The organism is Micrococcus sp. KRD026, from assembly GCF_017168445.1.
In the GTDB taxonomy this organism is placed as follows: domain Bacteria; phylum Actinomycetota; class Actinomycetes; order Actinomycetales; family Micrococcaceae; genus Micrococcus; species Micrococcus luteus.
In genome coordinates this window covers 152,775-161,842 of sequence record NZ_JABFBA010000005.1, presented here as the reverse complement: position 1 = coordinate 161,842, position 9,068 = coordinate 152,775, and the positions used below count along the sequence as shown (strand labels likewise).

Below are 9,068 nucleotides of genomic sequence, written 5' to 3'. Positions count from 1 at the left end.
CGTCCGGCCCGCCCCCGCCGACTCCGCCCTGCGCCGGATCCTCTCGGGCAACGGCACGGTCACCGTCCTGGCGATCCTGCTGTCCCTGCTGATCTCCGGCCTGCTGATCATCGCCGTGGACGAGGACGTCCGCGATGCCGCCGGCTACTTCTTCGCCCGCCCGGGCGACCTGCTCTCCGCCGCCTGGGCCGCGTTCGCCGGAGCCTTCGCGGCCCTGTTCCGCGGCGCCGTCTTCAACTACCGGGCCTCGGACGCGACGGGCATGCTCTACCCGCTCACCGAGACCCTCACCGTGGCGACCCCGCTGATCATCATCTCGCTGGGCATCGCCATCGCCTTCCGGGCGGGCCTGTTCAACATCGGCGGCCAGGGTCAGTTCATCTTCGGCGCCATGTTCGCCACGTGGTTCGGCGTGCACCTGCACCTGCCGGCCGGCGTGCACCTGCTGCTCGTCGTCGTGATGGGCGTGCTCGGCGGCGTGCTGTGGGGCTCCGTCGTCGGCGTGCTCAAGGCCTGGACGGGCGCGCACGAGGTGATCCTCACGATCATGCTCAACTACGTGGCGGTGAACCTGCTCGCCTACCTGTTGAACACCCCCGTCCTGCGGGCGCCCGGCACCACGAACCCGGTGTCCGCGCCGCTGGACCGCTCCGCCATGTTCCCGCGGCTGCTGGGGACCGACTTCCGGCTGCACTGGGGCTTCTTCGTCGCCCTGCTGGCCGTGCTCTTCACGTGGTGGCTGATGCAGCGCTCCACCCTCGGCTTCCGCCTGCGGGCCGTGGGCGCCAACCCGGACGCCGCCCGCACGGCCGGCATCTCCGTCAAGGGCTCCTACGTGGCCGCCATGGCGATCTCCGGCGGCCTCGCCGGCCTGGCCGGCGCCACCCACGTGGCCGGCACGGAGAGCACGCTGAACACCTCCGTGGCCGGGTCCTTCGGCTTCGACGCGATCACGGTGGCGCTGCTCGGCCGGTCCCACCCGGTGGGCGTGCTGTTCGCGGGCCTGCTCTTCGGCGCCCTGCGCGCCGGCGGCGTGACCATGCAGACCGAGACCGGGGTGCCGGTCGACATCGTCCTCGTGGTGCAGTCCGTGATCGTGCTGCTCATCGCGGCCCCGCCGCTGGTGCGCGCCATCTTCCGGCTGCCCGCCCCGGGCGCCGCGCGCGCCCGCCGCGCGGCCGACCCCGTGACCCAGCCCGCCGTGGCCGGCGCCGCGCTGACCGGCGCCGGCGGCCACGCCGCCGCCCCGTCCACGGGCGTCCAGGAGGCCGCGGCCGCCGCCGTCGCGGACCCGCAGGCCCCGACCACGCAGCCCACGGACACGGCCCCGACCCACCGCCCGCACGAGCAGAAGGGGGACGCCCGATGAGCGCGACCGCCGCCCGGCCCCACGCCGACGTCGTCCGCCCCGAGGCCGCCGAGCCCGCCCGGGTCGTGGTCCGGCACTGGACCACCCCGATCGCCCTGACGATCCTGACCCTGCTGGCCCTGGCCGTCTTCGCCCTCGGCGCCCCCGAGGCGACGGCGACCTTCCGACTCTCCCACGCGTCCGACGCCGTCGTGCTCCCGGACCTGACCGCCGACCCCGTGCTGGGGGGCTGGCTGCTCGTCGGGCTCATGGCGGTGCTGACCGCGGTGGCCTGGCTGGCGACCCTGCGCTCGGGGCGCACCCCCGGCTGGGCCGCGGCCCTGTTCGCCGTCGCGTTCGTGGCCGCGTTCCTCATCTGGGTGATCGGCTCGGCGGACAACACCACCGTGTTCCTCACCGGCCTGATCGCCGGCTCGTTCGCGCTGGCCGTCCCGCTGATCTTCGGCTCGATGGCCGGCATCCTGGCCGAGCGCTCGGGCGTGGTGAACATCGCGATCGAAGGTCAGCTGCTGGCGGGCGCGTTCACGGCCGCCGTCGTCGGCACCGCCACCGGCTCGCCCTGGGCGGGCCTGGCCGCCGCGATCGTGGCCGGCGTCCTCGTGTCCTGGCTGCTCGCCGTGTTCTCGATCAAGTACCTGGTCAACCAGGTGATCGTCGGCGTCGTGCTCAACGTGCTCGTGGCCGGCTTGACGAGCTTCCTGTACTCCACCGTCCTCACGGGCGGGGACACCGAGCTCAACGCGCCGCCGCACTTCCCGAACCTGCGGATCCCGGGCCTGGCGGACATCCCCGTGCTCGGGCCCATCCTGTTCGACCAGACGATCCTGGGCTACGCGATGTACCTGCTCGTGATCGCGCTGTGGTTCGCCCTGTTCCGCACCCGCTGGGGCCTGCGCGTGCGCGCCGTGGGCGAGCACCCCAAGGCCGCGGACACCGTGGGCATCGACGTGAACCGCACGCGGTACGCCGCCGTCCTGCTGGGCGGCGCGGTGGCCGGCATGGGCGGGGCGTTCTTCACGCTCGTCTCGGCGTCGTCCTTCACCAAGGAGATGACGGCGGGCCAGGGCTTCATCGCGCTCGCGGCCGTGATCTTCGGCCGCTGGAACCCGATCGGCGCGTTCTTCGCGGCGCTGCTGTTCGGCTTCGCCACCAACATGCAGTACGTCCTGGCGATCCTCGGCACCCCGGTGCCGAGCCAGTTCATGGCGATGCTCCCGTACCTCGTCACGGTGTTCGCCGTGGCCGGCCTCGTGGGCCGCTCGCGCGGCCCGGCCGCCTCGGGCGTGCCGTACGTGAAGGAGTAGCCGTGGCGGACGGGCAGCACACGACGACGGCGCCGCGTGTGGACTGGGACCGGCTGCGGGCCGCGGCCCTGGCCGCCACGGAGCACGCCTACGTGCCCTACTCGGGGTTCCGGGTGGGCGCCGCCGCGCTCACCGACGACGGCCGCCTCGTCTCGGGCTGCAATATCGAGAACGCGTCCTACGGGCTGACGCTGTGCGCCGAGTGCGCGCTGCTGGCCGACCTGCGCATGGGCGGGGGCGGCCGGCTGGCCGCGTTCGTGTGCGTGGACGGCGCGGGCGTGCTCACCATGCCCTGCGGGCGGTGCCGCCAGCTGCTGTACGAGTTCCGCGCCCCCGGGCTCGTGCTGCTCACCCCGGCGGGGGAGCGGGGGATCGAGGCGGTGCTGCCGGACGCCTTCGGCCCGGCCGACCTGGAGCGGGCGGACCGTCCCTGACCTGCGGCGCGCTCCCGGGCCCGCTCGCTAGAGTCGGAGGCTGACCGTCGCAGCCGTCCCCCCGAGGAGAACCCCATGACCGCGCAGCCGCAGGCCGAGCCCTTCGACGCCGTCGAGGTGATCCGCACCAAGCGGGACCGGGGGACGCTGTCGCCCGAGCAGATCGACTGGGTGGTGGACGCGTACACCCGCGGCGTGGTGGCGGACGAGCAGATGTCCGCCCTGGCCATGGCGATCCTGCTCAACGGCATGGACCGCGCCGAGATCGCCCGCTGGACGGACGCGATGATCGCCTCGGGCGAGCGCATGGACTTCGGCGGGCTCACCACCCCGGACGGCCGCCCCCTGGCCACCGCGGACAAGCACTCCACCGGCGGCGTGGGGGACAAGATCACCCTGCCGCTGGCCCCGCTCGTGGCCTCCTTCGGGGTGGCGGTGCCGCAGCTGTCCGGCCGCGGCCTCGGCCACACCGGCGGCACCCTGGACAAGCTCGAGGCGATCCCCGGGTGGCGGGCCGACCTCAGCAACGAGGCGATGCTGCGCCAGCTCTCCGAGGTGGGCGCCGTGATCTGCGCGGCCGGCTCGGGCCTGGCCCCGGCGGACAAGCGCCTGTACGCCCTGCGCGACGTCACCGGCACGGTGGAGGCCATCCCGCTGATCGCCTCCTCGATCATGTCCAAGAAGATCGCCGAGGGCACCGGCGCCCTCGTGCTGGACGTCAAGTGCGGCTCGGGCGCGTTCATGAAGGACGAGGCGTCCGCCCGCGAGCTGGCCCGGACCATGGTGGACCTCGGCCGGGACGCCGGGGTGGACACCTCGGCGCTGCTCACGGACATGTCCGTGCCCCTGGGCCGGACGGCCGGCAACGCCCTCGAGGTCCGCGAGTCGGTGGAGGTGCTCGCCGGCGGCGGCCCGGCCGACGTCGTGGAGCTCACCGTGGCGCTCGCCGCCGCGATGCTCGCAGGCGCCGGGGTCACGGACGTGGACCCGGCCGAGCACCTGGCCAACGGCCGGGCGATGGACGTGTGGAACCGGATGATCGAGGCCCAGGGCGGCGACCCGCGCGCGGCCCTCCCGACGGCGGCCCACACCGAGGACGTCGTCGCGGAGACGGACGGCGTCCTCACCGAGCTGGACGCGATGGCCGTGGGCCTGGCCGCGTGGCGCCTCGGCGCCGGGCGGGAGCGGCAGGGCCAGGCCGTCCAGGCCGCGGCCGGCGTCGAGGTGCACGTGCGCCCCGGCGAGCGCGTGGCCCGGGGCCAGAAGGTGCTGACCCTGCACACGGACACGCCGGAGCGCTTCGAGCGGGCGAAGGCCGCGCTCGCCGGCGGCTGGGCCGTCGGCGAGCTCGACGACGCCGCCGCCCGGACCCTGCGCGAGCGCTCCGTGATCCTGGACCGGATCGGCTGACCGGATGCTCGCGTGGCTCGAGGGGGCGATCCTCCACGCCTCCGCGCAGTGGTGGGTCCTGCCGCTGACGCTGCTGCTGTGCCTGCTCGACGGCATCGTGCCGATCTTCCCGTCGGAGTCGGTGCTGGTGGCCCTCGGTGCGATCGTCCGCGACGGGCATCCGTTCTCCCTGTGGGCGCTGTGGGGGGTCGGCTTCGCGGGCGCGTTCCTGGGGGACGTGGCCGCGTACGCGATCGGCCGTGCCGTGGGCGTGGAGCGGTTCCGGTGGATGCGGCTGCGGCGGGTGCGGGCCACGGTCGAGGTCGCCCGGCACCACCTGCACAGTCACGGCGCGCTGCTGCTGTTCACCGCCCGGTTCATCCCCGGCGGCCGCGTGGCCCTGAACTTCACCGCCGGCGCCACCCGCTATCCGCCGGTGCGGTTCGTGGCGCTGGACCTGCTCTCCACGGCCAGCTGGGCCGCGTACTCGATCATGATCGCGCGCCTGACCGCGGGCTGGCTGGAGAACCCGGTGCTGCAGATCGCCGCCTCCGTGACGGGCGCGGCGCTCGTGGGCCTGCTGCTGGACCGTCTGCTCAAGGCCCTGCTGCGCCGCCGGCTGGGCGCCGGGGTGAAGGGCCTCACCCTGGCCGAGCAGGAGGCCCTGCGCTGAGCGCCCTGCCGTAGAGTGACGCCCGTGACGACGACGCAGCTTCCGGACACCGCATCCCCCTCCCCGCTCGAGGTCGACCTGGCCGTCCTGCCCAAGGTCTCCCTCCACGACCACCTCGACGGCGGCCTGCGCGTGGGCACCGTCCTCGACCTGGCCCGCGAGGCCGGCGTCGAGGTCCCCGCGGACACCGTCGAGGGCCTGGCCGAGTGGATCGCCGAGCACGCCAACGGCGAGTCCCTCGAGAAGTACCTGCAGGTCTTCGCCCTGACCACCGCCGTGATGCAGACCCGCGAGCAGCTGCGCCGCGTGGCCCGCGAGTTCGTCGAGGACCTGGTCGCCGACGGCGTCGTCTACGGCGAGATCCGCTGGGCCCCCGAGCAGCACCTGGCCGGCGGGCTGAGCCTGGACGAGGCCGTCGAGGCCGTGCAGGCCGGCCTGGACGAGGCGGTCGAGGCCGCCGACGCCGCGGGCCACGTGATCCGCGTGGGCCAGCTGGTCACCGCGATGCGGCACGCCGACCGGGCCCAGGAGATCGCCGAGCTGGCCGTGCGCCACCGCGAGGCCGGCGTCGTGGGCTTCGACATCGCGGGCGCCGAGGCCGGGTTCCCGCCCTCCCGCTTCGCCGACACCTTCACGTGGCTGGCCGCCCACCACCTGCCCGTCACCGTGCACGCGGGCGAGGGCGACGGCCTGGACTCCGTCCGCTCGGCCCTCGTGGACGGCCGCGCCCTGCGTCTGGGCCACGGCGTGCGCCTGGCCGAGGACATCTCGGTGGAGTACGGCGGTGTGGACGAGGACGGCGAGCAGCTGGACGAGCTGACCGGCCTCGTGGACCTGGGCGAGACCGCCGCGTGGGTGCGGGACCGGCAGATCGCCCTGGAGGTCTGCCCGTCCTCGAACCTGCAGACCGGCGCGGTGGACGCCGCGGCGGGCATCGCGGGCCATCCCATCGACCTGCTCGTGCAGCTCGGCTTCCGCGTCACCGTGAACACGGACAACCGGCTCGTCTCGGACGTGTCCCTGACCGACGAGCTCTACCTGCTCGCCGAGACCTTCGGCTACTCGCTCTCCGAGCTGCTGGACCTGCAGCTCAACGCCGCCGAGGCCGCCTTCCTGTCCGTGGACGAGCGCGAGGACCTCGCCGAGATCCTCGTGGCCGGCTGGGGCGAGGTCATCTCCGGCGACGCCGTCGGCCCTGTCCTCGAGGAGCTGGACGACGAGGACGAGGACGACTGATCCGCCCGTGAGCGCGAGTGTGGACCGTCTGGTGGCGGTGGTCGAGGCCCTGCGCGACCACTGCCCCTGGACGGCCGCGCTCACGCATGCCGACCTCGCCGAGTACCTCGTGGAGGAGGCGTACGAGGCGGTGGCGGAGATCGAGTCCCGCGACGCCGCCGCGTGGGCCGACGTGCCCGCGCGTCGGGCCGACGGCGCGTACCCCGCCCTGGCCGCCGAGCTCGGGGACGTCCTGTTCCAGGTGGTCCTGCACGCCGCCGTCTCCCGGGCGCCGGGCGCCCCGGCGGAGACGGCCGGGTTCCGCGTGGACGACGCCGCCGACGCCCTCACGGCCAAGATGATCCGGCGCAACCCGCTCGTGCTCACCCCCGAGGGCGGCCTGCGCCCGGCCGGGGAGCTCGCCGCCGTCACGCCGGAGGCCGTCGAGCTGGCCTGGGAGCGGGTCAAGGCGCAGGAGCGGGCGGCCGCGGGGCTCTCGCCCGCCGCCCCGGCCCACGACGACGGCGGCACCGGCCCGGGCCTCGACGTCGGCGACATCCCGGCCCGGCTGCCGGCGCTGGCCGCCGCCGCGAAGGTGGTCGACCGCGCGGCCCGGCAGGAGCCGGACCCGCTCGCCGCGCACGTCCCGGCGCCGGCCGCCGAGGCGGGGGAGCGTCCGGTGGCGGTGTGGCCCGACGAGGCCGCGCTCGGGGCGGAGCTGTTCGCGCTGGTGCGCCGGGCCCGGGCGGCGGGGCTCGACCCCGAACGGGCCCTGCGCACCACGGTGGCGCGGGTGCGTGCGGGGGACTGGTCGGCCCTGCGCCCGTCCGGCTGACGCGACGCCGCTTCGGCCCGGCCGCAGTTCCGACCGCGCCCCAGCGACATCGCAGCCGGGGGGAACGGCGGTCTTGTCGCCGGCGCGCGGCCGACTGGAACCTGAGGTCCCCGCTAGGCTGAGGCCGTGTCCACGCCGCGGGCACGACTTCCGACTTCGATTGAAGGAGACCCGTCCATGGCCCTGATCGACGCCATCCACGCTCGCGAGATCCTCGACTCGCGCGGCAACCCCACCGTCGAGGTGGAGGTCCTGCTCACCGACGGCTCCCTGGGCCGCGCGGCCGTGCCCTCGGGCGCGTCCACCGGCGAGTTCGAGGCGGTCGAGCGCCGTGACGGGGACAAGAAGCGCTACGGCGGGAAGGGCGTGCTGGACGCCGTCGCCGCCGTCGGGGGCATCGCGGAGGAGCTCGAGGGCGAGTTCGCCGCGGACCAGCGCGCCGTGGACCGCGCGATGCTGGACCTGGACGGCACCCCCAACAAGGGCAAGCTGGGCGCGAACGCGATCCTGGGCGTGTCCATGGCCGTCGCGGCGGCCGCCGCGCAGGCCTCCGACCTCTTGCTCTACAAGTACCTGGGCGGCCCGAACGCCCACGTGCTGCCCGTGCCGATGATGAACATCCTCAACGGCGGCGCCCACGCGGACTCCAACGTGGACATCCAGGAGTTCATGATCGCCCCGATCGGCGCCCCGTCCTTCCGCGAGGCCCTGCGCTGGGGCACCGAGGTCTATCACGCCCTGAAGACCGTGCTGCAGGAGAAGGGCCTGTCCACCGGCCTGGGCGACGAGGGCGGGTTCGCCCCGTCCCTGGAGTCCAACCGCGCCGCCCTGGACCTCATCGCCGAGGCCGTGACGAAGGCCGGCTACCGCCTGGGTGAGGACATCGCGCTGGCGCTGGACGTCGCCTCCTCCGAGTTCTTCGCCAAGGGCTCCTACACCTTCGAGGGCCAGCAGCGCTCCGCCGAGGAGATGGCCGCCTACTACACCGAGCTGGTGGACAACTACCCGATCGTCTCCATCGAGGACCCGCTCGACGAGGACGACTGGGACGGCTGGCAGCACCTGACCGCGCAGCTGGGCGATCGCGTCCAGCTGGTGGGCGACGACCTGTTCGTCACCAACGTGGAGCGGCTGCAGCGCGGCATCGACGAGAAGGCCGGCAACGCCCTGCTCGTGAAGGTCAACCAGATCGGCTCCCTGACCGAGACCTTCGACGCGATCTCCCTGGCCCAGCGCCACATGTTCCACTGCATGATCTCGCACCGCTCGGGCGAGACCGAGGACACGTTCATCGCGGACCTCGCGGTGGCCACCAACGCCGGCCAGATCAAGACCGGCGCCCCGGCCCGCTCGGACCGCGTGGCCAAGTACAACCAGCTGCTGCGCATCGAGGAGGACCTGGCCGACGCCGCCGTCTACGCGGGCCGCTCCGCCTTCCCGCGCTTCCGCGGCTGACCGTCCCCGACGACGACGCGCGGGCCCGCCCGGATCCCTCCGGGCGGGCCCGCGTCCGTCCCGGGTGTGGCCAGGAGCCTGCCAGGGGCGGGCAGTAGGCTGTGGGGGTCCCCGCCACGCGTCCGAAGGAGTCCGCGATGAGTCCGCGCCGCCCCCGCGTGCCCCGTGTCGACCCGACGACGGGCGCCCCGCGCCGGACCGCCGTCGCCGCCCCGGCGGCCCCGACGACGGCCTCCCCGAAGGCGGACGCGCCCACGCCGACCCCTGAGGCCACCACGCCGACGCCCGCGGCCACGGGCGCCGAGGTCATCGACCTGCACAGCGTCCAGGAGCGCCGCCAGGCCGGTCACCACGGACACCTGGACGGGCACCCGGACGCGGACCGGGCTGACAC

The 9,068-nt window shown here is 74.5% G+C and carries 8 protein-coding genes and 1 pseudogene; all 9 read left to right on the top strand.

The features are described from left to right. Positions 1 to 1,369: ABC transporter permease (locus tag J1M40_RS02155; protein WP_206450412.1), on the top strand; the 1,369-nt coding region annotated here is incomplete at its 5' end. Beyond that, positions 1,366 to 2,673 (top strand): ABC transporter permease, encoded by a 1,308-nt coding sequence (locus J1M40_RS02150; protein ID WP_101965731.1) that lies wholly within the window; start codon positions 1,366 to 1,368, stop codon positions 2,671 to 2,673. The genes J1M40_RS02155 and J1M40_RS02150, both read left to right, overlap by 4 nt. Positions 2,674 to 2,675: 2 nt before the next feature. Beyond that, positions 2,676 to 3,107, top strand: a complete 432-nt coding sequence (locus tag J1M40_RS02145; RefSeq protein ID WP_102708602.1) for a cytidine deaminase — start codon at positions 2,676 to 2,678, stop codon at positions 3,105 to 3,107. A 75-nt stretch (positions 3,108 to 3,182) separates the two neighbouring features. Beyond that, positions 3,183 to 4,517 carry a thymidine phosphorylase gene (locus J1M40_RS02140; RefSeq protein WP_078025770.1) on the top strand — a complete coding sequence of 445 codons (1,335 nt, stop codon included), beginning with the start codon at positions 3,183 to 3,185 and terminating at the stop codon, positions 4,515 to 4,517. Between the two features lie 4 nt (positions 4,518 to 4,521). Then, on the top strand, positions 4,522 to 5,169 hold the full coding sequence (locus tag J1M40_RS02135) for a DedA family protein (RefSeq protein WP_102708600.1): 648 nt from the start codon (positions 4,522 to 4,524) through the stop codon (positions 5,167 to 5,169). Between the two features lie 24 nt (positions 5,170 to 5,193). Continuing rightward, complete coding sequence (locus tag J1M40_RS02130; protein ID WP_036336747.1) at positions 5,194 to 6,405, top strand: adenosine deaminase; 1,212 nt, start codon at positions 5,194 to 5,196, stop codon at positions 6,403 to 6,405. Between the two features lie 7 nt (positions 6,406 to 6,412). Beyond that, entirely contained in the window at positions 6,413 to 7,219 is an 807-nt protein-coding gene (locus tag J1M40_RS02125; protein ID WP_102708599.1) for a MazG nucleotide pyrophosphohydrolase domain-containing protein, read from the top strand. A 177-nt stretch (positions 7,220 to 7,396) separates the two neighbouring features. Beyond that, positions 7,397 to 8,674 (top strand): phosphopyruvate hydratase, encoded by a 1,278-nt coding sequence (eno, locus tag J1M40_RS02120; RefSeq protein WP_036339963.1) that lies wholly within the window; start codon positions 7,397 to 7,399, stop codon positions 8,672 to 8,674. A gap of 137 nt (positions 8,675 to 8,811) precedes the next feature. Continuing rightward, a pseudogene (locus J1M40_RS02115) lies at positions 8,812 to 9,068 on the top strand (septum formation initiator family protein); the annotation flags it as partial.